Raw genomic sequence first — 24,354 nt, forward strand, 5'->3', positions numbered from 1 at the left:
CCTTCCGAGCCACCGCGCGGCAGACACGCCATCAGCCACACCCCATCGCCCTGGGCATCCGGGGCACCAACCCCGAACAACATCAACCTTAGGGACTGCCATGGGTGATCCGATCGTGGTCGGGGTGGACGGTTCGCGCTCGGCGTCGCGGGCCGTGCGGTGGGCCGCGGCGGAGGCCGCCCGGCACCGCGCGCCGCTGCGGCTGCTGCACGCCTACCTCGTGCCCCAGCGCGGCTACCCGGCCGCGGTGCTGACCGGCCGCGAGGTGCGGGAGGCGTTCGAGGAGCAGGGCAGGCGGTGGCTGGAGGCGGCGGCGGACGACGTGCGCGACCTCGTGCCGGACGTGGGGACGTCGGTGGTCCGGGAGCAGCCCGCCGCGGCCCTCGTCGCCGCGTCCCGGGACGCCCGGCTCGTCGTGGTCGGCTCGCAGGGGTTGGGCGGCTTGCTGGGGCTGGTCGTGGGGTCGGTGGCGGTGTCGGTCGCCGAGCACGGCCGCTGTCCCGTGGTCGTCGTGCGGGACCGGCAACCGGACGCCGGGCCGCCGGACACCGGGCCGGTGGTGCTGGGCGTGGACGGCTCGCCGGCGGGGGAGGCGGCGGTCGGGTTCGCGTTCCGGGCGGCGTCGGCGCGAGGGGCCGCGCTCGTCGCCCTGCTGGCGTGGGTGCCGCTGCTCGCGGACACCCCTTACGCCGACCGCGTCCGGGTCGACTGGGACGCGGTGGAGGACGAGCAGCGGCAGGCCCTGGCGCAACGCCTGGCCGGGTGGCAGGAGGAGTACCCCGACGTCGTCGTCGAACGGCGGCTGGTGCGCGAACGCCCGGCGAAGGCCCTGGTGGACGCGAGCGGTGACGCGCAGCTGCTCGTGGTGGGCACGCGGGGGCTGGGCGGTTTCAAGGGCATGCTGCTGGGCTCCACCAGCCAGGCGTTGATCCGCCACGCGCCGTGCCCGCTGGCCGTCGTGCGACCCGACGACGCGTCGGGGTGACGTCCACCCGCCACCGGCGGTGATCTTCGGGCATGATCGCACCCGCGAGGCGAACGCCTCGGTCCGTACCGGCGAGGCGGCGGGGGAGCGGAATGGTCGCAGTGCTCGGCGGTCTGCGGGACAACCGCGACCTGGCGGTGCTGGTGGGCGGGTCCGGCGTGGCCGGTCTCGGGGCGCAGCTCACCCTGGTGGGGTTCACCACGGCGCTGGCGTCCTCGGGCGCGTTCGCCGTCGCGGGGCTGTTCGTGGCCGTCGCGCTCGGGGCGGTGCTCGGCGCGCCGGTCGCGGGGTGGGCGGTCGACCGGTTCCCGCACCGCCTGCTGCTGTCGGTGGCGGTGTTCGCCCAGGTGCTGCTGCTGGTCGCACTGCTGTTCGGGCACGAGCGACCGGTCGTGCTGTTCGCGCTGGTGACGGTGCTCGGCGTGGGCGACGCCGTGATGCGCACGTGCGCGTCCGGGCTGATCGGGCTGGTCACCGACGCGGCCGACGGGCACACCGCGTGGTCGACGGCGCAGAACGCCGGTTCCGTGGCGGGCATCGTGCTCGGCGGGGTGATCGCGGCCGGGCCGGGCGTCGAGTGGGCCGTGATGCTGAACGCGGTGGCGGCGTTCGCGCACCTGGCGCTCGTGGTCCTGGTGCTGCGGGTCGACCGCGACCCCCGGCAGGACGCCGGCGGGGCCGCCTCGGACGGGCAGTGGAGCGGCTGGGTGCTGCTGCGCAGCGACCGGCTGCTGCTCGGCCGGGTCGCCGCGCAGGCGGTCGTGGGCTTCGCCGTGGCCATCGCCCTGGTCAACGAGGTGTTCCTGGTCCTGGGCCCGATCGGCGGCAACGCGTTCACCTACAGCGCGGTGCTCGCGTGCTGGACGGCGGGCCTGCTCGTCGGCCCGCACCTGAGCCGCCGCCTGGTGACGCCGCGCGCGATGCTGATCGCCTTCGCCGTCGCGAACCTGGTCCTCGCGGCGGCCCTGGCGGCGCCCGCGCGGCTGCCGCACCTGGTGGTGAACGCGGTCGCCTGGCTGGTGGCGGGGGTGTGCGGCTCGGTGCAGAACGTGACGTTGAACGGCCTGGTGCGGGAGCGGACGTCCGAAGCGGTGCGGGGGCGCGTCCTGGCCACGGTCGGCGCGGTGACCGCGTGCGCGGGGGTGGTGGGCATCCTGCTGGCGGGTGCGGTGGTCGGCGCGGCGGGCCCGTTGTCGTCGCTGACGGCGGCGTCGGGGTTCGCGCTGGCCGCGGCCCTGATGGCGGTCGTGGCGGTGGTGCGGCGGGATCACCTGCGGGCTTCGGTGGCGACCCCCGACCTGGACCGCGCGACGCGCTGACCCACCGGGAAAACCGGTTGCCCGGCCTCGCGCCGGGTGAACATCATGTCGCCCATGACTCGGTGAGCAGTGGTGCCGCTCGAAGCCCCGACGCCGTGACCGGCGCGGGCTTCCGTCACGCGACGTGGATCGCCACGTCGTGCCCGTGGTCGTGCTCCCGCGGCGGGAGCCGGCCGCACGCCACCGCACCTCCGGGGACCGCCGCGGCACAGCGCTGCCGTGCGCCTCCCCTCGCACGTCTCGGAGTTCACCGACTCATGAATCCCGTTCGCGACACCCGTGTGCCCGTCGGAAGCACCGGCGCAAGCACCGGCATCGACCGCAAGGCCCTGTGGGCGGTCACCGAACTGGGGCTGCCCGCCATCGTCAAGGCGTGCACCTCGTGCCGGTCGACGCGGCACCACCCCACCGGCAAGTTCCGCGTCAACGCCGGCGGCAAGCTGCTCGACGTCTGGCTGCTGGTGTCCTGCGAGTCGTGCGGCCGCACGTCCAAGATCACCGTTCACGAGCGCACGCACGTGCGGGCGCTCGACCACGACCGGCTGCTGCGGTTCGAGGGCAACGACGCGGCCGCCGTGCGGGAGCTGGTGGTCTCCGGCGCGTTCCGGCTCGACTGGGCCGGCACCTGGGCGCTGGCCACGGACATGCCGTTCTACGACCTGGCGGCCGATCCGGGGCCGCTCGAGGTCGTGGTCCGGTTCGAGCTGCCCGTGCCCGTGCGGGTGGAGCGGCTGCTCATGGCCGGGTTCCGGTTGAGCCGCGGTGCCGTGCGGGGCCTGGTGGGCTCGGGGCGGGTGCGGCTGCCCGTGGCGGTCGACGCGAAGGTGCGCGCCGACTTCACCTTCGTCGTGGCGGCGACGAGCCCGCCCGCAGCTCCGTGAACTTGTCAATGACTAGATCGCGGTAGGCTGCCGGGGTGCCCACGCAACGCCCGTACCACCACGGAGACCTGCGCCGCGCCGTCCTGGACGCGGCCGTCGAGGTGATCGGCGAGCACGGCCCGGCCGGGGTGGGTCTGCGCGACCTGGCCCGCCGGGTCGGCGTTTCGCACGCCGGTCCCGTGCACCACTTCAAGGACAAGGCCGGCCTGCTGACCGCGCTCGCCGTCGAGGGCTTCACGCTCCTGGCGGACGCCTTGGACGCGACCGCCGCGGAGGGTGGCGACATGGTGGAGATGGGCGCGGCCTACGTGCGCTTCGCCACCGATCACCGCGCCCACTTCGAGGTGATGTTCCGCCCCGACCTCCACCACCCCGGGGACCCGGCCCTCGCGCGGGCGCAGGACCGGGCCCGGGCGGCGCTGACCGCCGCCGTCGGCGACCGGCCGGACTCCGAGCTGTCGAGGATCGCCGCGTGGTCGCTGGTGCACGGCTTCGCGACCCTGTGGAACACGGGAGCCCTCGCCCGGGCCGACCGCGACCCGGTCGCGGTGGTCCGCTCCTTCGCCGGCCGCCTCGTCCTCTAGGGCAGGTTCTTCTCCAGCGCCACGAGGTACGCCTTCACCCGGTGGTCGCGGACACCGTCGCTCGCGGGCGCGAACGGGTCGGCGGCCAGGCCCTTGCCGCGGTCGAGCAGGCCGGACACCGCCGGCGCCGACTCGCGGACCCGGCCGGTGGAGTCGATGTGGCGCAGGGCGGCGACGTGGTGGAACGGCGGTGCCGGCGGCACCCGCGCGACCACGTCGTTGTTGTTGACCACGCGGAAGGTGCGGCCCGCCAGGGCCTTGTCGTAGGCGTCCGCCAGCGACTTGTCGCAGGTGCGCGGTTGGCCGAAGGTGTAGACGCCCCGCGCCGCCAGGCGGGGGTCCTCGAAGTGCAGCCGGGCGGCGGCCAGCATCGCCAGCGCCCCGCCGAGGCCGTGACCGGTGAACCAGATCGTCCGCTCGTCGTCGCGCAGCTCCTCGACGGCCCGCAGCACCGACGGGAACACCGCCCGCAGCGCCTCGGCGAAGCCGTAGTGCACCAGACCGGTCTTCGCCGGACCGGGCCGCGGCGGGGTGGTCGTGTCCGACAGCCAGTCCCGGAGCCGGGCCGGTTCCGTGCCGCGGAACGCGGTCACGACCATCCTCCGGTCCGCCATCGTGTACGCCTGCGCGTCGCTGAGGGCGAACGGCGGCTCGAAGACGGCCGCGTGGTGCCGAACCCGGTCGAACCCCCACTCGGCCGCGGTGGCCTCGATCCGGTCGCGGTCGTGGTAGGCCAGCTCGGCGGCCTTGGCCATGCAGTACGCCTGCCGGGCGTCGTACCCGGTGGCGCGGTGGTTCAACGTCGGCGCGGACATCGTCATCCTCATCACGGCGGCCCGGTGCGGGCGGCGTCCCGCCGCCCGCACCCCGTGCGTACCTCCGCCGTCGGCCACCGCGCCACCGGGGCCGTCGAGGTTCATCCGACGGGGACCCGCCGTCACCCGCTCCGGAGCGTCCGGTCGGCGGAGCGGGCCGCCAGGATCGGCAGGAAGCCGTGCACCTTGGCCTGCGCGGAGAGGCGTCGGTAGGCGTCGGTGACGGTGCGGCGGACGGTCTGGTAGCCGATGCGGCCCGCCAGGCGGCGGGTCACCTCCTCGGCGGCCTGGTCGAGCTGCTTCTCGATCGGGACCTGCAGTCGGCGCGGGTCGCGCACTCGGTGTCCTTCAACGTTCTCCACCACGGGAGACCTCCCACTGTCGCGGAATCACAGGAGGGATCGCCGCGCAGGGTGAACGGACGGCGAAGTCGAGGTGTACCCGCGATGAACGAACCGGCACGGCGGGTAATCGCTTGTCGGTCGCGCGCGGCCCGCCGATGATGCGCCCATGACCCTGGGCGGCGAAGGCGCCACGGAACGGGCGAGGTGCCGTGCGCAGGCCGAGGTCGCCGATGCCGTCGCCGTGGTGCTCGTGGAGGGCGTCAGCGACCAGATCGCGGTGGAAGCGGCGGCGGTGGGGCTCGGTCGGGACCTCGCCGCGGAGCGGGTGGTGGTCCTGCCGATCGGTGGGGCGCACGCGATCGGCCGGGTGCTGAGGACGTTGGGTCCGCCGGTTCGCCTCGCCGGTCTGTGCGACCTGCGCGAGGAGGACGTGTTCCGGCGCGGGCTGGCCGCGGCGGGGGTCGGGTCGCCCCGCACGCGCGCGGACCTGGAACGCCTCGGGTTCCACGTGTGCGACGAGGACCTGGAGGACGAGTTGATCCGCGCCGTGGGGACGGCCGGGGTCGAGGAGGTGCTGGACGCGCACGGCGACCTCGGCGCGTTCCGGTTGATGCGCGACCAACCCGCGTGGCGCGGTCGTGAGCCGGGTGCGCAGCTGCGGCGGTTCCTGGGCAGTGGTGCCCGCCGCAAGCTGCGCTACGCCCGGCTGCTCGTGGAGGCGGCCGTGGCCCGGGACACCGTGCCGCGACCGCTCCGCGCGCTGCTCGACGCCGTCTGACGCCGGCTGGTCAGGTGACCTTCGGGTGGACCTGGGTCTCCCGGCCCGTGACGGCGTCGATCGCGAACACCCGCTCGACCCGCGGGTTGTGCTGCAAGGTCGGGAAGTCGGTCAGCTCGATCTCGTCGTCGTGGTTGGGGCCGACGAGGACGTAGACGTCGCCGTTCGCGCTGCGTGCCGGGGCGGCCGCCACGGTGTCCGACAGCGCCGGCTCCGGCTGGTCGGCGGTGCCCGGCTCGTCGTCGCGGGGGTCGAGGTTGGTCAGGAACTCGGCGAGGTCCATGAGGGAGTGCCGCTGACCCTGGGCGTCGATGGTGTCGCCGGCCCAGAAGAACGAGCCCTCGCCCTTGGTGGCGAGGATGTCGCGGATGTTCTCCTGCCAGCGCTCGCCCTGCGCGGCGGGGAGGTCGCGCAGGTCGAGGCACGGCGTGCCGTCGATCGAGGTGATCGGGAAGCCGTGCCGCTCGCGCTCCGACCGGACCACGTGCTCCGGGCCGGGGTCGGTGTCGTGGTCGTCGCGGTCGGTGTGGTGGTCGCGGCCGTGCTCGCCCCGGTCTTGCGGTTCGTGGTCGCCGTGGTGTCCGGGCTTGTGCTCGCCGGGGTGGCGGTCGCGGTCGTCCCGGTGGCCGGGGGCGTCGGGTGCCGTGTCGGCCGGCGCGGTCCCGTCACCGGCCGACCCGGCACCGCCGCCTCCGGGGGTGTGGGCGACGGGGTCGGGGACGTCGGGGAACTTGGGTACGGGCGCGGGCTGTGGGGTGGATTGCGGGGTGGGGGTGCCGCCGGACGGGGCGGTGCCGCCGCCTCCCGGCGCGTGGGCGACGGGATCGGGGACGTCGGGGAACTTGGGCAGCGGCGCGGGCTGCGGGGTCGTGCCGCTCCCGGTGGTGGTGTCCGGCTGCTTGAACAGGTCCTTGGGCACCTCGGGGATGGGCGGCGTGGCCGGTGGCGTGCCTGCGCCTGAGGTGGTGCCGCCGCCGGGGGTGTGGGCGACCGGGTCGGGGATGTCGGGGAATTTGGGCACGGGTGCTGGCTGTGGGGTGGTGCCTGCCCCTGAGGTGGTGCCGCTGCCGGGGGTGTGGGCGACGGGGTCGGGGATGTCGGGGAATTTGGGCACTGGTGCGGGCTGTGGGGTGGTGGCCGTGCCTGAGGTGGTGCCGCTGCCGGGGGTGTGGGCGACGGGGTCGGGCACGTCCGGGAACTCGGGCACGGGTGCGGGCTGCGGCGTGGGAGTCGTGCCGGCGCTCGTGCCCGTGGAGCCGGAGGGTCCGCCGCCGCTCGAAGTGCCGCCGCTGCCTCCGGGGGTGTGCGCGACGGGATCGGGGACGTCGGGGAACTCGGGTACCGGTGCGGGCTGCGGGGCGGCGCTCGCGCCTGTCGTGGAGCCGGAAGGCCCGCCGCTCGAAGTGCCGCCGCTGCCTCCCGGCGCGTGGGCGACCGGGTCCGGGACGTCGGGGAACTCGGGCACGGGTGCGGGCTGCGGGGTGGTCTCGGCACCGGTGCCCGCGGTGGAGCCGGAGGGGCCGCCCCCGCTCGAACTGCCGCCCGAACTGCCGCCACCCGAACCGCCGCCCGAACCGCCCCCGCCTCCGGGCGCGTGCGCGACCGGGTCGGGCACGTCCGGGAACTCCGGCACCGGCGCGGGCTGTTGCGCGGACTGGGCGGCGGAGGTGGTGGTCGCGTCCGGGGTGCCGTTGGTGGCCGGTGGTTGGGTGGCCGGCGGTTGGGTGGCCGGCGGTTGGTTGGTCGGTGCGCCGCCCTGCGACCGGGTGTCCGCCGTCGGCCCGGACGGGGTGTTCGCGGACTCCGCGCTGGGAAGGCCCTCGGCCGGTGGCACGGGTGGGCCTTGCGTGGCCGGCGCGGGGCCCGGACCGCCTGACGGCGCGCCCTGCGGCCCGTCGGCCGGTTCGTTCGGCTGGATCTTGCCGAACTGCTCGCCGTTCGCGCGGTCCGCTTCCTGGTGGGTCTGCGCGGTCGCCCGCACGCCCTCGCCGACCTGGCCCAACGTCGAGGCGGCCTGACCGGTCAGCTCGACGGACCGGCGCAGGGAGCCGTTGAACGCCTCGGCGGCGAACGTGCCCGCGGTGCCGAACGCGGTGCCGGCCAGCGCCTGCCCGGACAGCGTCGACGAGACCTCCTGGTAGCCGGTGCGCAGGTCCTCGGCCCGCTGCCGGAGCGCGTCCATCGCGGACGGGTCCATCGTGAATCCGGAGTCGCCGCCGGGCGGTGGCGTGGTGAGCGTGGGGGTGACCATGGCATTGCCTTCCGCGGAACGCAGGGGAGTGGACGGGCGGGGACGGTCGTGCCTACTCGGCTTCCTCGACCCTGTGGACCGTCGTGTAGTGCACCGGGGACGCCGGCTGGAGCGGTTGCGCGTACTCGACCAGCGGCCGGGCCTGCACGGCGTGGCGGGCTTCGAGGTGGGTGGTCGGCAGCAGGGGTTGGGCCTCGACGCGGGCGGCCTGCATCATCGGTTCGGCCGGCATCGCCTCGACGCGTGACGCCTGCATCATCGGCTCGGCGGTCACGGCCTCGACGCGCGACGCCCGCATCATCGGCTCGGCGGGCACGGACTCCATCCGGGCGGCCTGCATCATCGGTTCCGCCTGCACCGCCTCGACCCGCGACGCCCGCACCATGGACTCTCCCTGCAAGGCGTGCCGCGGCTCCTCCGCCACCACGCCCGTGCGCAGCAGCGCGTGCGACTCCTCGACCGCCCGCCCCGCCGCGACCGGACGAAGCGCCTCCGACTCCGGCACCGCGGCACCCGTGGCCCGCCCGGCGTGCGCCTCCTCGACCGCGAGCATCCGCCGCGCCACCATGGGCCGCGTCGCCGTCTCACCGCCGGCCGCCGCCTCGTAGCGCTCCCAACCCCGCGCCACCTCGTCGGAGATGGCGTCGAGCTGCTTCATCCGGTCGACCTGGCGGGTCAGGGCCGCGTTCAGGTCCTCCATCTTGGCCGCGATGTCGGCCCCGAGCCGGCTCGCGCCGGCCACCACCCCGCCCAGGAACACCGCGATGGACGCGCCGAACGTGGCCGGCGCGAACGCGTAGGCCTGGATCGCCCCGGGCACCAGCGAGTCCGAGTACCGGCCGACGCTGTAGAGCACGGCCTCGCGCAACGCCTGCACCATCGCGCCGGTGTTCTCGACCACGACGCCCTTCACGGCCACCGCGTCGGCCAGCACGACCAGCTCGTCGCCCAGCGCCTCCATGCTGGTCTGGTAGGCGTCCCGGGCCTTCCCGGTCCACCCCTCGGGCTTGGCCAGCGTCTCGCGCTGCGACCCGGCCAGCTCCCGCATCCGCTCCGCCGCCGCGCGGATGGCGTCCGCGGTCGCCCGCACGCCCTGCGGGTCGCCCTGCAACCGGTCGATCGGCTCGCGCAGGAACGCCACGTAGTCGACCGCCCAGCCGGCCACGCCGCGCAGGCTCGCGAACGGGTCGTCGGGCACCTGCCCGCCCGTCGGCAGCCCCACCACGGACTGCGGCTCGGCCTTCGCCTCCTTGCCGATCGCCTCGACCCGCCCGCCCGCATCCGTCCCGACCACGGCTTTCCTGAGCTGCGTCGGTGCCACCTCGGCGGTGCCTGTTGCCATGAGCCGGGACCTTCCTCGAAACCGAACGCCGAACGCCGGACGCCTGACGCCGGCAGTCAAGTGATCGCCGCCAACGCCGCGCCAACGCCGACCTAACGATCACCGCCGTTCCGCCGACAGCGGAACGGTGATCCCGACCGCCCCGACCTGCGCCAGGATGACCCCATGGCGGACGTCCTCCCCTTCCACCGCAGGCGCGACCACGAGCCGGAACCGCTGTGGCGGGACCTCCTGGGCCGGTCCCTGCGCGCCGCCCGGGAAGACCAGGGCAGCCGCCTGGTCGACGTGGCCGAGCGCGCCGGCATCTCGCCGCAGTACCTCTCCGAGATCGAACGGGGCCGCAAGGAGCCCTCCAGCGAGATGATCGCCGCGGTGACCGGGGCGCTCGGCGTCGACCTGGCCGACCTGCTCGCCGGCATCGCGGGCGACGTCCGCGGGCGGCGCGGCGCGGGCCCCGCAGTCGGTCGCCGCCCCGCGGGGCCCGTGCTCATGGCCGCCTGACCGTCACCCGCGGTGCTCCAGGACGTGGTCGGCCAGCCCGTAGCGGACCGCGCTCGCCGCGTCGAACACCCGGTCCCGGTCGGTGTCGTGCCGCAGCTCCGCGACCTCGCGGCCGGTGTGCAGCGACAGGATCTCCTCCAGCTGCGTGCGCACCCGCACCACCTCGTCGGCCTGGAGGATGAGGTCCGGGATCGCGCCGCGCCCCTGCGCCGCCGGCTGGTGCAGCACCACCCTGGTGTGCGGCAGCACGAACCGCCGCCCGGCCGCGCCGGCCGCCAGCAGCACCGCGCCGGTCGCCACGGCCTGCCCGACGCACGTCGTCACCACCGGTGCCCTGACGTAGCGCATGGTGTCGTACAGCGCGAGCATCGCCGCCGGGTCGCCGCCCTCGTTGTTGATGTAGAGGTTGATCTCCCGGTCGGGGCTGTCCGCCTCCAGGTACAGCAGCTGCGCGATGAGCGCGTTGGCCACGCCGGAGTCGATCGCCGTGCCGAGGTAGACGATCCGCTCCGACAGCAGGTGCGAGTACACGTCCATGATCCGGTCACCGCCCGCGCCCCGGCTGACCACGTTGGGGATGGTGTAGGTGCTCACGCGCGCACCCCCGCCACCGAGCCGAGGCCCAGCTCGTGCGTGCGCACGGGCACGACCTGGTCCAGGCTGCGCACGACGTGGTCGATGAAGCCGTACTCCAGCGCCTGACCGGTGGTGAACCAGCGGTCGTGCAGGGAGTCGGTGAAGATCCGCTCGACCGGCTGCCCGGTGTCCTCGGCGATCAGGCCCAGCACCGTGTCGCGGGTGTGCCGCAGGTCGTCGGCCTGCACCTCCACGTCCACGGCCGAGCCGCCGATCCCCGCCGAACCCTGGTGCATCAGGATGCGGGCGTGCGGCAGCGCGTAGCGCTTGCCCGGCGTGCCCGCGGACAGCAGGAACTGCCCCGCGCTGCACGCCAGGCCCAGCGCGAGCGTGGCCACGTCGCACGGCACGAGCCGCATCACGTCGCGGATCGCGAGCATCGCCGGCACCGAGCCGCCCGGCGAGTGGATCCACAGCGCGATGTCGCGCACGGGGTCCTCGGCGGCCAGCGACAGGAGCTGGGTGGTCAGCACGGTCCCGTTGTCGTCGTCCAGCGGGCCGTCGAGGACGAGCACCCGTCGGCTGAAGAACCGGTCGCGGAGTCGGTGGTCGAACGTGGGCTGCTTGTGGTCGCTCATGCCCTCGACCATGCCGACACCGGGGCGCGCCCGGCCCGCCGCGCTGCCGTGGGCGGATCAGCCCTCGGCAGGACCGGTGCTCAGCGGCCGGTCACGCAGCAGCGCCTCGACGTCCACCCGGCGCTGCCGCCACGCCCGCACCCCCAGCGCGGTGGGGAACGCGGCCGTCACCGCCGACCCGACCACGACCAGGAACGCCGACGCGAGGTTCACCCCCGCGATGATCGTCACGAGGCCGACCGCGTAGGTGAGCACCAGGGCCGAGGCGAACAGCACCCGCCTCGGGACCCGGAGCCGGGAGCGGCCGCGGGTGAGCCGGGCGACGAAGCGGGGATCGTCGTCGAGCAGCTGCCGTTCGATCTGCGCGAGGGCGCGTTCCTCGTGGTCCGGAAGTCCCATCTGCCACCACCTCCGCGTCGGGTTGCCCGTTCTCGGATTCCCAGTGTGACCGGGATGAGACCGAAACGCTATCAAGTCGGAGCCGTCGCGCAAGTGATGAGAACCGGCACCGGCGAGGCGCGACGACCCGCCGGTGCGCGGGGGCCCGACGGCGGCGCGCGCACCGTGCGGGTGCCCGGCCGCGCGGGCGCCGGCGGGGGACCGCCGACGCCCGCGGTGGCCTCAGCAGGCCGGCTCACCCGAGGGTGCGGTGAGGGTGGTGCCCAGCCGGACGATCCAGTCCTCGGTGCCGTCGGGGGACTTGAAGAACCTGTTGTGGCCGGGCGCGTAGACGCCGTTGCCGTCGTTGCGCTGGAACACCGGGTTCGGCGACTTGGTCCAGTGCGACCGGTCGAGCGGGTCCGTGCCGGTCAGCGTGAGCAGCCCCAGCTCGTAGTCCGGGCCCCAGCACGCGCCGGCCGAGTACGCGATCATCGTCTTCCCGTTGTGGTACAGCGGCTCTGCGCCCTCGTTGACCGCCCCGGTCCGGGATTCCCAGGCCGGGGTCGGCCGACTGATCGTGCGCCGCGCGCCGCTGATCGTGTACGGGTTGGCCAGCGGGGTGATGGTCAGCGACTGCGTGCCGTCCATCGCGCTGCCCATCGGGTACAGCTCGCCGTCGTGCTGCAGGATGCTCGGGTCCAGCTCCCACGTGCCGTCCAGGTCGGCCTTGAAGGTGCGGGGGCCCATCGGGTCGGTGCCCGACGACTCCAGCACGTGCAGGCGTTGCGTGGGGTTGTGGTCGGCCACGTTCTGCCCGGCCACGTAGTACAGGTACCACCGGCCGTTGAGCAGGTGGAACTCCGGCGCCCACATGTTGCGGCACCCGTTGGGCCGGTTGAGGGTGAAGACGACCGCGTCGGCGGCGGTGGCGAGGCCCGCCGGCGTCCGCGACCGGCGCGTGCTGATGGTCGAGTTCCAGGTCGTGGTGGCGAGGTGGTGGTAGCCGTTGTAGTGCTGCCACCACTGTTCCGGTTCACCAGCACGTAGGAGGCGTTGGTGTCCACCGCGGCCGCGGTGGCGGTGGGTGGCAGGGCCGAGGTGGTCCCGCCGGGGAGGGTGGCGGCGGCCAGGAGGACGACAGGTCCCCGGACCGCTGCTCCGATCGTTGCCAAGGTCTGCTCCCTGCGCCGTTGCACGGAAGTTCGCGGATGTCCCGACCGGGGGTCCTCAGCCGACGTACGGCCAGGCCGCCGAGTCCCAGAGCAGCCAGTTGACGCCCAGCAGCGACGTGCCGTTGTCGGCGTAGTAGTGGTAGACGAGGATGTCGTGGTCGGTGTCGCCGAACACGTCCTGGTGGCCGGGCCCGTGGACGCTGCCCTGGCCGGCGAGGACCTCCGTGCCGCCACCGGCGGTCAGCGCCCGGCCGCTCCGGTCGGTGTAGGGGCCGTTGACGCCGGTGGAGCGCCCGACCATGACGCGGTAGGTGCTCGACGCGCCGCGGCAGCAGTAGTCGAACGACACGAACAGGTAGTAGTAGCCGCCGCGCTTGACGATGTTCGGCGCTTCGATCGGACCGCCGTTGCGGCCGGCGAGGGACAGGAAGGTGCCGTCCGCGCGCAGCCCGGTCGCCGGGTTGAGCGAGATCGTCTTGATGCCCGACCAGAACGAGCCGAAGCTCAGCCACCAGCGGCCCTGGTCGTCCACCACCAGGTCGGGGTCGATGGCGTTGAAGTCGTCCGACGTGCGGGACTCGATCACCAGGCCCCGGTTGGTCCACGTGCCGGAGTTGCCCGACGGGCTGGTGGCCAGGAAGATCGCCGAGCGGTTCGAGCCGAACGACGACGCCGAGTAGTACAGGTAGTACTGGCCGTTGCGGTAGGAGATGTCCGGCGCCCACAGGTTGCGGCCGCCGTTGGTGTAGGTGCTCGTCCACGGCGCGCCGCCCGGGAACGCCGAGCCGGCGTTGCGGAAGGCGGTGCGGTCGGTGGAGGTCTTCAGCGCGATGTCGTTCCCGGTGTGCGCCACGAGGTAGGTGCCGTCGGGGCGCTTGACCACGCTCGGGTCGTGCACGCCGACGTCGCCGGTGACGCGGCCCGGCGCGGGGTAGGCCGACGCGTGCGGCGCCATCGCGACCGTCACGACGGCGGTGGTGAGCAGGGTCAGGGCGAGCTTGCCCAGTGCCGTCCTCTTGGGCGCCGTCCTCTTGGGTGCCGTTCTGCTGGGTGCCGTTTCCAGGGCTGCCACGGTGTCCTCTGATCGTCGGGGTACGGGTGGCGGCGGCGTGCGCCGGCAGGACCCGGTCCGGGCGCGGGAGGTGCGCCGTGGCGGCAGGACCGATCTGGGTGCGCGTCGAAGACGATACGAGAGGTGATCGGCGATGGGCAAGGTTTGATTGTTATCGCTAACAGAAGCTCCGAGAACGCATCGGTTCGCCTCTGAATCGCTAACAACCTGTTTGAACAGTGGTTTTACTCTCGGTCATCTTGCCGACTCCAGCGATGTCGAACGTTTGTTGTTATCGACCACATATGCCTCGGCGGGGGTAACCGCGAGTCGGGCGACCGGTGACCTCCGGCGGCTCGGCGCGCGGTGGTGTTAGCGGTTCACGGAGCCGTCTGGCAGGCTGGGGAGGGACCCACCGGGTCCGCCAGACCGCCGTCGACGGCAGTGAGCCGGGGATTCGAGTGAGGTGGAGGCGCCCGCGCGGGGGCCGAAGTAGTCGTGGAGACCAGTCCTGCGGTCCGGGGTACCGGGAGCGCGGCCGACGCCGGGTGGCTGTCCGCCCCCGTCCCGGCCGTGCTCGTCGACGTCACGGGCGTCGTGCGGGCGGTGAACGGGGCCGCGGGACCGGTGTTGCCCGGGGCGCGGCCGGGCGTGGCGCTGGCCGACTGCGCGGACTGGCTCGACCGGGCCCACCGACGGCCCGACGCCGGGTCCGCGCACGGCCCGCTCGGCGAGCGCAGCTTCGAGGCGCACCCCGCCCGCCACGACGACGGCTCGGTGACGTGGTGGCTGGTGGACGACACCGACGTGCGGCTGGCCCGGGAGGCGCTGCGCGTCGAGCAGGAGCGCACCGCCGTGCTCGGCGAGGTGTCCTCGGCCCTGCTGACCTCGCTCAACCCCGAGCGGTGCATGCGGATCACGGCGGAGCTGGCGGCCGGTCACCTCGCCGACGCCGCCTGGGTCGTCGCGCCCGGCAGCCGGCACGAGCACTCCGTGACGTGGTGCGTGCGCGGCGGCGAGGCGGTGCACGAGCGGCTGCCCATCGACCCCCGTGACGTGGCCGGGCTCGCGGAGGCGTTGCAGGGCTTCCCGCCCGTGCCGTCGCGCTGGATCGAGCCGTCCTCCGCGCCCGCCTGGCTGGTGCCCGACGGGTTCGGCGACGTGGGCTCGATCGTGGTCACGCCGCTGCCCGGCCACGGCGTGCCGGCGGGCGCGCTGGTGCTGCTGCGCCGCACCGAGCAGCAGGCGTTCAGCGACGAGGAGGAGTACTTCGCGCGGCTGTTCGCGGCCCGCGCGGGCGTGGCGATGTCGGCCGCCCGGATGTTCGCCCAGCAGCTCTCGATCACCGAGACGCTGATGCGCGAGCTGCTGCCGCCGACGCTGCGGGCCGTCGACGGGGTGGAGTTCGCGGGCCGCTACCGGCCGGCGAACGACCACGAGCGCGTCGGCGGCGACTTCTACGACGTGCACGAGCTGGAGACCGGCGAGTCGCTGGCCGTGCTCGGCGACGTGTGCGGCAAGGGCCTGGAAGCCGCGGTGATGACCGGCAAGGTCCGCTCCACCCTGCAGGCGCTGCTGCCGCTGGCGGGCGACCACCGGCGGATGCTGGAGCTGCTCAACGGCGCGCTGCTCAGCTCGCACCACACCAAGTTCGTCACGGTCGTGCTGGCGTCCGCGGCCCGCGTCGGCGCCGACGTCCGGTTGCGCGTGACCACCGGCGGGCATTTGCCGCCCCTCGTCGTGCGGACGACCGGCGAGGTGCACGAGGTGCCCACGCGCGGCACGCTCATCGGGGTGCTCCCCGAGGTCGACGCCGTGACCGCCGAGGTCCTGCTGGCGCCCGGCGAGACGTGCCTGTTCTACACCGACGGGATCACCGAGGCGGTCGGCGGGCCGCTCGGCGACGAGATGTTCGGCGAGGACCGGTTGCGGCGGGCGCTCGCGGACTGCGCCGGCATGCCCGCGGACGCGGTCACCGAGCACGTGCACATGGTCGCGTCGCAGTGGATCGGCGGTGGGAGCCACGACGACATCGCCGTGCTCGCGATCACCGCGCCGCGCGGCAGGCACCTGAGCGCGGTGGCCGACCGGGAGGCGACGCCGGCATGAGCACGATGACCCTCGACGCGAGCGCCTGCGCCCAGCGGCTGTGGGACGCCGTCGTGGACGGCGACGAGGACCGGGCCTCGGAGATCGCCCTCGCCGCCCTCGCCGGGGGCCTCGACCCCGAGGTGCTGCTGCTCGACGTGGTCGGCGCGGTGCAGCGGCGGGTCGGCGCGGAGTGGGCGGCCAACCGGCTGACCGTCGCCCAGGAGCACGCGGCCACCGCGATCAACGAGCGCGTGGTCGCCGCGGTGGCCGCGAACGCCGGACGCCCGTCCCCGCACCGGGGCCGGATCGCCGTGGCGTGCGTCGACGGCGAGTGGCACTCCCTGCCCGCGCGGTTGCTCGCCGAGGTGCTCAAGCTGCGCGGGTTCCGCGTCGACTACCTGGGCGCGCAGGTGCCCGCGCCGCACCTCATCACCCACCTGCACCGCACGGGCCCGGACGCCGTCGCGCTGTCCGGCTCCCTGGCCACCCGGCTGCCCACCGCGCACGCCACCATCACCGCCTGCCAGGCCACCGGGGTGCCGGTCCTCGTGGGCGGCGCGGCGTTCGGCCCGGACGGGCGGTACGCGCGGCTGCTCGGGGCCGACGTGTGGGCGCCCGACGCCCGCGCCGCGGCCGACCGGCTGTCGACGAGCCCGCTGCCCCGCCCGCGCGGCGGCTACCAGCCGATCGACGACCTGCCGCACCTGGGCGACCAGGAGTACACGATGGTCTCGCGCACCAGCGGGCAGCTCGTGAAGGCCCTCTACGCGGGCCTGGAGCGGCTGGTGCCCGCGATGGCGGACTACACCGACCTCCAGCGCCAGCACACCGCCGAGGACCTGGCGCACATCGTCGACTTCCTCGCCGTCGCCCTCTACACCGACGACGACGCGCTGTTCACCGGGTTCCTGACGTGGACGGCGGACATCCTCGACGCCCGCGGCGTGCCGGCGCGGCACCTGTCGCCCGCACTGGCCCTGCTCGCGGCCGAGCTCCACGACTTCCCGCGCGCGAACCGCGTCCTGGACGCCGCGCGCCGGGAGCTGTCCCGCACCCCCGACCCCGGACCGGCCGCATGAACCCACACCCCCTCACCTGCACACCCGCCATCGTCGACGCGCACACCGCCCGCGTGGTCCTCTCCGGCGACATCGTCTACGCCAACGGGGACCGGCTGCTGGAACTGGTGACCGAGCTGCTCACCGAACACGGCGTGCGCAGCGTGCGACTGGACTGCGCCGGCGTCGCGTTCTGCGACTCCTACGGCTTGTCGACGCTGCTCCTGCTGCGCCGGCAGGTGACCGCCGCCGGCGCGGAGCTGCTGCTGGAGAACCGGCAGCCGGGCCTCGACCGCCTGCTGCGGCGCACCAACACGTTCCACCACCTCACCGCCACCGACGAGCGGGAGCGCGAGGAAGCCGACAGCTGACCCCCGACCGGATCGGTCCGCGACGATCGGGCGCGGCCGGTGCGCCCTCCGGCAGGGTCTACGTCGGAAGGGGGAACCCGTGATCTCGGCTCTCAACCGGCTCGTCGCCCTGGTGGAGGAACGGCTGACCGGCGAGTTGGACCTCGCCGGCCTGGCCGGCGCGGTCGGCACGACGGAGTACCACCTGCGCCGGATGTTCTCGTCGCTGTCGGGCATGCCGCTGTCGGAGTACGTGCGCCGCCGCCGCATGACCGTGGCCGCCGCGGACGTCGTCCGGGGCGAGGACGACCTGCTGGCCATCGCCGTCCGCTACGGCTACGGCTCGACCGAGGCGTTCGGCCGGGCGTTCCGGGCGGTGCACGGCGCGAGCCCCGGCGAGGTCCGCCGGGACGGAGGCCCCCTTCGCACGCAACCACAGCTCAGGTTCCGCCTGACCGTCGAAGGGAACACCCCCGTGGACACCCGCGTCGTCGACCGACCCGCGTTCCGGCTCGTCGGGCACGCCACCCGCGTGCCGCTCCAGCACCGCGGCGTCAACCCGCACATCCAGCGGCACATCGCCGCGCTGCCCGCCGAGGAGCACCAGCGGCTCAAGGACCTCGGCGACACCGAACCGACCGGCCTGCTCCAGGTCAGCGACGACGTCGACCCCGACGCCGCCGAGGGCAGCGAGCTGACCTACCTGCACGGCGTCGCCGTCTCCGGCGACACCCCGGCACCCGACGACCTCGACGCCATCGAGGTCCCGGCCGGCCGGTGGGCGGTCTTCCGCACCACCGGCGCCTACCCGCGGGTCTTGCAGGACGCCTGGGCCGCCACGGCGACCGAGTGGTTCCCGGCCAACCCGTGGCGGCTGCGGCCGGGCCCCTCGATCGTCACGATCCTCGACCGGGCGCCCGACTTCAGCACCGCGACCTGCGAGCTCTGGCTGCCCGTCGAACCGGCCTGACCCGGCCGGCCGACGGTCCTCTCAGAGCACTTCTCAGCGCACCTCGACACCGACGACGCACGTGTCGTCGTCGGTGTCGGCGTCGCTGGTGGCCAGCAGGTCGTCGAGCAGCTGCTCCAGCGACTCCGCCGGAGCGGCGGCGTTGACCACCAGCCGCTCGATGCACGCGTCCAGCGGGCGGTCGCGCCGCTCAACCAGGCCGTCGGTGTAGAGCAGGAGGGTGTCGCCGGACTCCAGCTGGACGTGGCCCTCCTCGTAGGAGCCCTCGGCCAGCGCGCCGAGCATGATCCCGTGCACCATCGGCAGGGTCTCGGCCTCCCCGTGCCGGACCAGCACCGGCGGCAGGTGCCCGGCGCGGGCCCAGCGCAGCGTCCTGCTGTCCGGGTCGTACAGCGCGCACACCGCCGTGGCGAAGATGTGGTCCGTGAGGTGGTGCGCGACCAGGTTCAGCCACGTGAGCAGCTGACCCGGGCCCGCGCCGGTCGCCGCCAGGCCGCGCAGCGCGTTGCGCAGCACCACCATGCCGGTCGCGCCCTTGATGCCGTGGCCGGTGATGTCGCCCACCGACAGGAACACCTGCTTGGACGGCAGCACCACGGCGTCGTACCAGTCGCCGCCGACCAGGTGCTCCTGCTCGGCGGGCCGGTAGCGCACCGCGATGCGCAGCCCGAACGCGTCCATCGACGGCTCGGCCGGCGGCATGATCGCCTGCTGCAACCGCAGCGCCAGGCGGTTGCGCTCGGCGGCCTGCTGCTCGGTGTGCGCGAGCCGGTCCTGGGTCGCCGACAGGGCCACCTCGGTCCAGTGCTGCGCGGACACGTCCTGGTAGGCGCCCCGGATCGCCACCAGCGTGCCCACGACGTCCAGCACCGGCTCGGCGATGACCCGGATGTGGCGGATCACGCCGTCGGGCCGCTGGAGGCGGAACGACGTCGAACCCGGGCGGTGCTGGCCCAGCACGGTCGTCACGAACTGGCCGATGGCCGCCGCGTCGTCGTGGTGCGCGTGCGCGGCCAGCGCCGACAGCGGCACCGGGTCCGCGTCCGGCGCCAGGCCGTAGAGCGCGTACAACTGGCTGTTCCAGGTGATCTCGCCGGTGGCGGCGTTCTCCTCGAACCCGCCGATGCGGCCCAGGCGCTGGGCGTGCTGGAGCAGGTTCGCCAGCCGCGCCGCCTCGTCCTGCACCCGCCACACCAGCAGCACGCAGTCGCCCACCCGGCTGATGCCCACGCCGACGACCGCGGTCAACGGCACCTGGTCGACCATGGTGGTCAGCGACATCCGCTCGGCGTGGAACGGCTCGCCCGTGGCGTGGACCCGCTCCACCTGCTCGAACAGCTGCCCCGGGCCCGCGGCGGCCGGGTACGCCTCCAGCAGCGTCGCGCCGCTGATCGCGCCGCGCGGCCGGCCCGCCAGGTCCACGAAGTGGCTGTTGACGTGGTGGACGCGGAAGTCGGCGAGGTAGCCGCGCTCGTCCAGGTGCGGGCGCAGCACCAGCGCCGGGTCCAGCAGCCCCTCGGCGAGGTTCACCGTCTCCAGCACCGACGACGGCGGCTCCTCGAACAGCCCCGGGTCCGGGCCGCGGTCCAGGGTGTGCGCGCACAGCTCGGCCAGCGCCTCGACCTGCCGCCGGATCTGCGGCGGCTGGGGTTCCACGCGGTGCGGCCAGCAGATCTCCAGCACGCCCAGGATGCGGCCGCCCGCGTTCGTCGGCGCGGTCACCCGCCCGCCGCCGGGGAGCTGGTGCAGGCCCACCGAGGGCAGCCCCGACGCGGTCAGGTCCTCGATCCACACCGGACCCCGCTCGACCAGCGCCTGCCGGGCGGGCGTCACCAGGCCCGGCGGCACGTACCGCCACCGCCGCGCCTCCTCCGGCGACAGGCCCGCGTACCCGGCCAGCGTCAACGACGAGTCGGTGCCCGCGGACCAGATCGCCACCGCCGCCGCGCCCAGCGGCACGAGCGCGTGCGCCAGCAGCGACTCGGCCACCGTCTGCGTCTCGCCGGCGGCCAGCGCCCCGCTCTCCGCCGTGCGCAGGCGCAGCGCGGTGGACGACGCGACCGCCGCCGCGTCCTCGCCGGTCGCCTGCGACAGCACCTCCTCGACCACCTCGGTCAGCCGGTCGCGGGCCGCCTGGTTGACGACCTCGACGGCCAGTTCGAGCTGCGTCTGCCCGGCCTGCTCGGCCAGCAGCGCCAGTTGCCGCGCCGCGTCGGCCGGGCCGCAGCCCAGCCGTTCGACGAGCACGCCCTTGGCCAGCTCGATGAGCGCCCGGCCGTCGGCGGCGAGCTGCGCCTCCCGGACCTGCGCCCGCAGCCGGTCGACCGTCGCGGCCAGGCGGCCGTAGCCCGACCTCGGGTCCCGCGCCTCGGCCCCGGCGGGCCCGAGGTCGTCGGCGCTCACGCGTCGAGCCAGCGGCCGATGCAGGCGACCAGGTCGTCGGCGTCGACGGGCTTGACGACGTAGTCGTTCGAGCCGGAGGCCAGGCTCTTGTCCCGGTCACCCGGCATGGCCTTGGCCGTCACCGCGATGATGGGCAGCCGCGCGTGCTCGGGCATGGCCCGGATGGCGGCCGTGGCCGCGTAGCCGTCCATCTCCGGCATCATCACGTCCATCAGGATGATGTCGATCTCCGGGTGCGCCGAGAGCGTCTCGATCCCGATCCGGCCGTTCTCGGCGTGCAGCACGCTCATCCCGTGCAGCTCCAGGATGCTGGACAGGGCGAACAGGTTGCGGGCGTCGTCGTCGACGATCAGCACCGTCCGACCCGACAGCTTGCCGTCCACGTGCGCCGGCGCCGGCCGCACCGGGTCCTCCGTGCGCACCAGCGGCAGCACGTCGCCCGGGGCCTCGGCCGTCAGGTGCAGCGCGATGCGCTCCCGCAGCTCGTCCAGGCTGGACAGCAGCTCCAACGGCTGCACGCCCGCCCGCGACTGCAGGCTCTGCTCCTGCGCCGGGTCCAGCCGCCGGTTGTTGTGCGCCAGCACCGGGATCTCGCGCGAGGCCGCGTCACCGTCCATGGCCTCCAGGAACCGCAGCGCGGCCTCGTCGGGCATGCCCAGTTCGAGCACCACGAGGTGGCACGGCTCCGCGGCCAGCGCCGCCGCGGCCTCGTGCGCGCCGGCGGCGGTGACCACGTGCACGGGGCCGCGCGGGTCGTGGCTGTCGGACAGGTCGGCCACCGCGCTCTCGGCCACCAGCGACAGCAGGCCGTGCGGCCGCTCCTCGACCACCAGCAGCCGCCGCTGGGCCGCGGTCGGTGCCGGGCCGGCCGCCGCCTGGTCGGCGTGCTCGCCCGGCGCGGGCTCGGTCGCCGCGTCGGTGGTCTCGGTCACCTCGTGCGGCGAGTCCAGGAAGTCCGGCCGCGCCACCGGCAGGTACAGCGTGAACGTGCTGCCGCGGCCCAGCGTGCTCTCGGCGGTGATGACGCCGCCGAGCAGGTAGGCGATCTCCCGGCTGATCGACAGCCCCAGGCCCGTGCCGCCGTACTTGCGGCTGGTGGTGCCGTCGGCCTGCTGGAACGCGCCGAAGATCGACTCGAGCTGCTGCTCGGCGATGCCGATGCCGCTGTCGATCACCCGGAACGCGATCGCCGAGCCGTGGTGGCGCACCGACGCGGGCAGCTCGCCCGGGTCGGCCGGCTCGATGCGCAGCTCCACGTTGCCCGCCTCGGTGAACTTCACCGCGTTCGACAGCAGGTTGCGCAGCACCTGCCGCAGCCGGGAGTCGTCGGTGAACAGGTTCGCCGGCACGTCCGGGGCCGCGGTGATCCGGAAGCCGAGGCTCTTCTGCGTGGTCATCGGCCGGAACGTGACCTCGACGTAGTCCAGCAGCTGGCGCAGCGGCACCCGTTCCGGGGTGATGTCCATCTTGCCCGCCTCGACCTTGGACAGGTCGAGGATGTCGTTGATGAGCTGGAGCAGGTCCGAGCCCGCCGAGTGGATGATGTGCGCGTACTCGACCTGCTTGGGCGTGAGGTTGCGGCTCGGGTTCTGGGCGAGCAGCTGGGCCAGGATCAGCAGGCTGTTGAGCGGGGTGCGCAGCTCGTGGCTCATGTTGGCCAGGAACTCCGACTTGTACTTCGAGGCCAGCGCCAACTGCTTGGCGCGCTCCTCCAGCTCCTGGCGGGCCCGCTCGATCTGGAGGTTCTTGGTCTCGATGTCGCGGTTCTGCGTGGCCAGCAGCGCCGCCTTCTCCTCCAGCTCGGCGTTGGAGCGCTGGAGCTCCTCCTGGCGGACCTGCAGCTCTCCCGAGCGGGCCTGCAGCTCCGTGGCCAGGCGCTGGGACTCCACCAGCAGCTCGTCGGTGCGGGCGTTGGCGATGATGGTGTTGACGTTGACGCCCACGGTCTCCATGAGCTGCTCGAGGAAGTCGCGGTGGATCGCGGTGAAGCGGTGCACCGACGCCAGCTCGATCACGCCGAGCACCTGGTCCTCCACCACGATCGGCAGCACGAGCAGGTTGATCGGCGCCGTGCGGCCCAGGCCGGAGGAGATGGCGACGTAGTCGCCGGGCACCTCGTCCACGGCGATGGTGCGCCGGCTGCGCGCCGCCTGGCCCACCAGCGACTGGCCGAACCGGAACCGCGTCCGGTCGTGCGTGTCGTCGGGCGCGCCGTAGGAGGCGATGAGCTGCAGCTCCGGCGACTCGGCGGTGTCGTCGGCCAGGAAGAACGCGCCGTACTGCGCCGACACCAGCGGGGTCAGCTCGTCCATGATCAGCTCGGCGACCACCACGAGGTCCCGCCGACCCTGCATCAACCCGGAGATGCGGGCCAGGTTCGACTTGAGCCAGTCCTGGTCCTGGTTGGCCTTGGTGGTCTCGCGCAGCGAGCCCACCATCGAGTTGATGTTGTCCTTGAGCTCGGCGACCTCGCCGGAGGCCTCCACCGTGATCGACCGGGTCAGGTCGCCCTCGGCCACCGCGCTGGTGACCTCCGCGATCGCCCGCACCTGCGTGGTCAGGTTGCCCGCCAGCTCGTTGACGTTCTCGGTCAGGCGCTTCCACGTGCCCGACACGCCCTCGACCTCGGCCTGGCCGCCCAGCCGGCCCTCGCTGCCGACCTCGCGGGCCACGCGGGTGACCTCGGCGGCGAACGCCGAGAGCTGGTCGACCATGGTGTTGATCGTGGTCTTGAGCTCCAGGATCTCGCCCCGGGCGTCCACGTCGATCTTGCGGGTCAGGTCGCCCTGCGCCACCGCCGTGGTCACCTGGGCGATGTTGCGCACCTGGTTGGTCAGGTTGTTCGCCATGAAGTTGACGTTGTCGGTCAGGTCCTTCCAGGTGCCCGCCACGTTCGGCACCCGCGCCTGGCCGCCGAGGATGCCCTCCGTGCCCACCTCGCGGGCCACGCGGGTCACCTCGTCGGCGAACGCCGAGAGCGTGTCGACCATGGTGTTGATCACCCCGGCGAGGGCCGCGACCTCGCCCTTGGCCTCGACGGTGATCTTCTGCGACAGGTCGCCGCGCGCCACCGCCGTGGCGACCTGGGCGATCGAGCGCACCTGGCCGGTCAGGTTGGACGCCATCACGTTGACGTTGTCGGTCAGGTCCTTCCACGTGCCCGACACGCCCCGCACCGTGGCCTGGCCGCCGAGGTTGCCCTCCGTGCCGACCTCGCGGGAGACGCGGGTGACCTCGTCGGCGAACGCCGAGAGCTGGTCGACCATCGTGTTGATGGTCTCCTTCAGCTCCAGGATCTCGCCGCGCGCGTCGACCCGGATCTTCTGGGTCAGGTCGCCGCGGGCGACCGCCGTCGTCACCTGGGCGATCGAGCGGACCTGGGCGGTGAGGTTGTCCGCCATGAAGTTGACGGAGTCGGTGAGGTCGCGCCAGGTGCCGGAGACTCCCTTGACGTCGGCCTGGCCGCCCAACCGGCCTTCCGTGCCGACCTCGCGGGAGACGCGGGTGACCTCGTCGGCGAAGGAGGAGAGCTGGTCGACCATCGTGTTGATGGTGTTCTTGAGTTCGAGGATCTCGCCGCGCGCGGTGACGGTGATCTTCTGGCTCAGGTCGCCCCGGGCCACCGCGGTGGCGACCTGGGCGATCGAGCGCACCTGGGCGGTCAGGTTGCCCGCCATGAAGTTCACCGAGTCGGTGAGGTCGCGCCAGGTGCCCGAGACGCCCTTGACGTCCGCCTGACCGCCCAGCGCGCCCTCCGTGCCCACTTCGCGGGAGACGCGGGTGACCTCGTCGGCGAAGGAGGAGAGCTGGTCGACCATCGTGTTGATGGTGTTCTTGAGTTCGAGGATCTCGCCGCGCGCGTAC

Annotated in this window: 21 protein-coding genes; 10 read left to right on the top strand and 11 right to left on the bottom strand. The window is 73.9% G+C overall.

Annotated elements, in window-relative coordinates:
• The first annotated feature begins 100 nt into the window (after positions 1–100).
• The 4 genes from ACIGNX_RS34140 (at position 101) to ACIGNX_RS34155 (ending at position 3,769) form a co-directional block, all read left to right on the top strand.
• Complete coding sequence (locus ACIGNX_RS34140; RefSeq protein WP_396545604.1) at positions 101–985, top strand: universal stress protein; 885 nt, start codon at positions 101–103, stop codon at positions 983–985.
• Between the two features lie 92 nt (positions 986–1,077).
• Positions 1,078–2,304: an MFS transporter gene (locus ACIGNX_RS34145; RefSeq protein WP_396545606.1), complete on the top strand. Its 1,227-nt coding sequence runs from the start codon at positions 1,078–1,080 to the stop codon at positions 2,302–2,304.
• A gap of 281 nt (positions 2,305–2,585) precedes the next feature.
• Positions 2,586–3,185 (top strand): DUF1062 domain-containing protein, encoded by a 600-nt coding sequence (locus tag ACIGNX_RS34150; protein ID WP_396545608.1) that lies wholly within the window; start codon positions 2,586–2,588, stop codon positions 3,183–3,185.
• 35 nt (positions 3,186–3,220) lie between these two features.
• Positions 3,221–3,769 carry a TetR/AcrR family transcriptional regulator gene (locus ACIGNX_RS34155; RefSeq protein WP_396545610.1) on the top strand — a complete coding sequence of 183 codons (549 nt, stop codon included), beginning with the start codon at positions 3,221–3,223 and terminating at the stop codon, positions 3,767–3,769.
• Here the strand turns inward: ACIGNX_RS34155 and ACIGNX_RS34160 are convergent.
• On the bottom strand, positions 3,766–4,689 hold the full coding sequence (locus tag ACIGNX_RS34160) for a lipase family protein (RefSeq protein WP_396545612.1): 924 nt from the start codon (positions 4,687–4,689) through the stop codon (positions 3,766–3,768). The genes ACIGNX_RS34155 and ACIGNX_RS34160 overlap by 4 nt on opposite strands.
• Positions 4,690–4,706: 17 nt before the next feature.
• The gene (locus ACIGNX_RS34165) at positions 4,707–4,922 is read right to left on the bottom strand and encodes a three-helix bundle dimerization domain-containing protein (RefSeq protein ID WP_396545614.1); all 216 of its coding nucleotides are present in this window, start codon (positions 4,920–4,922) and stop codon (positions 4,707–4,709) included.
• Positions 4,923–5,094: 172 nt separating this feature from the next.
• Here ACIGNX_RS34165 and ACIGNX_RS34170 point away from each other — a divergent pair, with 172 nt between their 5' ends.
• Complete coding sequence (locus tag ACIGNX_RS34170; RefSeq protein WP_396545616.1) at positions 5,095–5,706, top strand: TOPRIM nucleotidyl transferase/hydrolase domain-containing protein; 612 nt, start codon at positions 5,095–5,097, stop codon at positions 5,704–5,706.
• A gap of 10 nt (positions 5,707–5,716) precedes the next feature.
• Here ACIGNX_RS34170 and ACIGNX_RS34175 read toward each other — a convergent pair whose 3' ends face one another.
• Both ACIGNX_RS34175 and ACIGNX_RS34180 read right to left on the bottom strand, forming a co-directional pair.
• Positions 5,717–7,957 carry a hypothetical protein gene (locus tag ACIGNX_RS34175; protein ID WP_396545618.1) on the bottom strand — a complete coding sequence of 747 codons (2,241 nt, stop codon included), beginning with the start codon at positions 7,955–7,957 and terminating at the stop codon, positions 5,717–5,719.
• A gap of 52 nt (positions 7,958–8,009) precedes the next feature.
• On the bottom strand, positions 8,010–9,299 hold the full coding sequence (locus ACIGNX_RS34180; protein WP_396545620.1) for a hypothetical protein: 1,290 nt from the start codon (positions 9,297–9,299) through the stop codon (positions 8,010–8,012).
• 165 nt (positions 9,300–9,464) lie between these two features.
• Between ACIGNX_RS34180 and ACIGNX_RS34185 the strand changes: the two genes are divergently transcribed.
• Positions 9,465–9,800 carry a helix-turn-helix domain-containing protein gene (locus ACIGNX_RS34185; RefSeq protein ID WP_396545622.1) on the top strand — a complete coding sequence of 112 codons (336 nt, stop codon included), beginning with the start codon at positions 9,465–9,467 and terminating at the stop codon, positions 9,798–9,800.
• Between the two features lie 3 nt (positions 9,801–9,803).
• Here the strand turns inward: ACIGNX_RS34185 and ACIGNX_RS34190 are convergent, their stop codons facing one another.
• From ACIGNX_RS34190 to ACIGNX_RS34210, 5 genes are all read right to left on the bottom strand, one after another.
• Positions 9,804–10,394, bottom strand: coding sequence for a ClpP family protease (locus tag ACIGNX_RS34190; protein ID WP_396545624.1), 591 nt, complete (start codon positions 10,392–10,394; stop codon positions 9,804–9,806).
• A complete protein-coding gene (locus tag ACIGNX_RS34195; protein WP_396545626.1) occupies positions 10,391–11,014 on the bottom strand; it encodes a ClpP family protease in 624 nt (207 codons plus the stop codon). The genes ACIGNX_RS34190 and ACIGNX_RS34195 overlap by 4 nt, the downstream gene beginning before the upstream one ends.
• A 57-nt stretch (positions 11,015–11,071) precedes the next feature.
• Positions 11,072–11,413, bottom strand: a complete 342-nt coding sequence (locus ACIGNX_RS34200; protein ID WP_396545628.1) for a DUF3040 domain-containing protein — start codon at positions 11,411–11,413, stop codon at positions 11,072–11,074.
• A 222-nt stretch (positions 11,414–11,635) separates the two neighbouring features.
• Positions 11,636–12,361, bottom strand: coding sequence for a family 43 glycosylhydrolase (locus ACIGNX_RS34205; RefSeq protein WP_396545674.1), 726 nt, complete (start codon positions 12,359–12,361; stop codon positions 11,636–11,638).
• A gap of 261 nt (positions 12,362–12,622) precedes the next feature.
• Entirely contained in the window at positions 12,623–13,639 is a 1,017-nt protein-coding gene (locus tag ACIGNX_RS34210; protein ID WP_396545630.1) for an arabinan endo-1,5-alpha-L-arabinosidase, read from the bottom strand.
• Positions 13,640–14,116: 477 nt separating this feature from the next.
• Between ACIGNX_RS34210 and ACIGNX_RS34215 the strand changes: the two genes are divergently transcribed.
• From ACIGNX_RS34215 to ACIGNX_RS34230, 4 genes are all read left to right on the top strand, one after another.
• Positions 14,117–15,727, top strand: a complete 1,611-nt coding sequence (locus ACIGNX_RS34215; RefSeq protein WP_396545632.1) for a PP2C family protein-serine/threonine phosphatase — start codon at positions 14,117–14,119, stop codon at positions 15,725–15,727.
• A complete protein-coding gene (locus ACIGNX_RS34220; protein WP_396545634.1) occupies positions 15,724–16,788 on the top strand; it encodes a B12-binding domain-containing protein in 1,065 nt (354 codons plus the stop codon). Before ACIGNX_RS34215 ends, ACIGNX_RS34220 begins: the two co-directional genes overlap by 4 nt.
• Positions 16,785–17,138, top strand: coding sequence for an STAS domain-containing protein (locus ACIGNX_RS34225; protein WP_396545636.1), 354 nt, complete (start codon positions 16,785–16,787; stop codon positions 17,136–17,138). Before ACIGNX_RS34220 ends, ACIGNX_RS34225 begins: the two co-directional genes overlap by 4 nt.
• 79 nt (positions 17,139–17,217) lie before the next feature.
• Positions 17,218–18,087 carry a GyrI-like domain-containing protein gene (locus tag ACIGNX_RS34230; protein ID WP_396545638.1) on the top strand — a complete coding sequence of 290 codons (870 nt, stop codon included), beginning with the start codon at positions 17,218–17,220 and terminating at the stop codon, positions 18,085–18,087.
• Between the two features lie 33 nt (positions 18,088–18,120).
• On the opposite strand, the gene ACIGNX_RS34235 is transcribed toward ACIGNX_RS34230, so the two are convergent.
• Together ACIGNX_RS34235 and ACIGNX_RS34240 are read right to left on the bottom strand one after the other, a co-directional pair.
• Entirely contained in the window at positions 18,121–20,490 is a 2,370-nt protein-coding gene (locus tag ACIGNX_RS34235) for a SpoIIE family protein phosphatase (protein WP_396545640.1), read from the bottom strand.
• Positions 20,487–24,354, bottom strand: a 3,868-nt coding sequence (locus ACIGNX_RS34240) for a HAMP domain-containing protein (protein ID WP_396545642.1), incomplete at its 5' end; no start/stop codon positions are given. The genes ACIGNX_RS34240 and ACIGNX_RS34235, both read right to left, overlap by 4 nt.

Origin of the sequence: Actinosynnema sp. NPDC053489 (genome assembly GCF_044544865.1) — a bacterium.
In the GTDB taxonomy this organism is placed as follows: domain Bacteria; phylum Actinomycetota; class Actinomycetes; order Mycobacteriales; family Pseudonocardiaceae; genus Actinosynnema.

What these genes read in the sequence shown, in the direction of transcription:
- ACIGNX_RS34185 (WP_396545622.1), top strand. Translation starts at nt 9,465, where the DNA reads ATGGCGGACGTCCTCCCCTTCCACCGCAGGCGCGACCACGAGCCGGAA.
- ACIGNX_RS34180 (WP_396545620.1), bottom strand. Translation starts at nt 9,299, where the DNA reads ATGGCAACAGGCACCGCCGAGGTGGCACCGACGCAGCTCAGGAAAGCC.
- ACIGNX_RS34220 (WP_396545634.1), top strand. Translation starts at nt 15,724, where the DNA reads ATGAGCACGATGACCCTCGACGCGAGCGCCTGCGCCCAGCGGCTGTGG.
- ACIGNX_RS34160 (WP_396545612.1), bottom strand. Translation starts at nt 4,689, where the DNA reads ATGAACCTCGACGGCCCCGGTGGCGCGGTGGCCGACGGCGGAGGTACG.
- ACIGNX_RS34225 (WP_396545636.1), top strand. Translation starts at nt 16,785, where the DNA reads ATGAACCCACACCCCCTCACCTGCACACCCGCCATCGTCGACGCGCAC.
- ACIGNX_RS34145 (WP_396545606.1), top strand. Translation starts at nt 1,078, where the DNA reads ATGGTCGCAGTGCTCGGCGGTCTGCGGGACAACCGCGACCTGGCGGTG.
- ACIGNX_RS34170 (WP_396545616.1), top strand. Translation starts at nt 5,095, where the DNA reads ATGACCCTGGGCGGCGAAGGCGCCACGGAACGGGCGAGGTGCCGTGCG.
- ACIGNX_RS34200 (WP_396545628.1), bottom strand. Translation starts at nt 11,413, where the DNA reads ATGGGACTTCCGGACCACGAGGAACGCGCCCTCGCGCAGATCGAACGG.
- ACIGNX_RS34140 (WP_396545604.1), top strand. Translation starts at nt 101, where the DNA reads ATGGGTGATCCGATCGTGGTCGGGGTGGACGGTTCGCGCTCGGCGTCG.
- ACIGNX_RS34175 (WP_396545618.1), bottom strand. Translation starts at nt 7,957, where the DNA reads ATGGTCACCCCCACGCTCACCACGCCACCGCCCGGCGGCGACTCCGGA.
- ACIGNX_RS34195 (WP_396545626.1), bottom strand. Translation starts at nt 11,014, where the DNA reads ATGAGCGACCACAAGCAGCCCACGTTCGACCACCGACTCCGCGACCGG.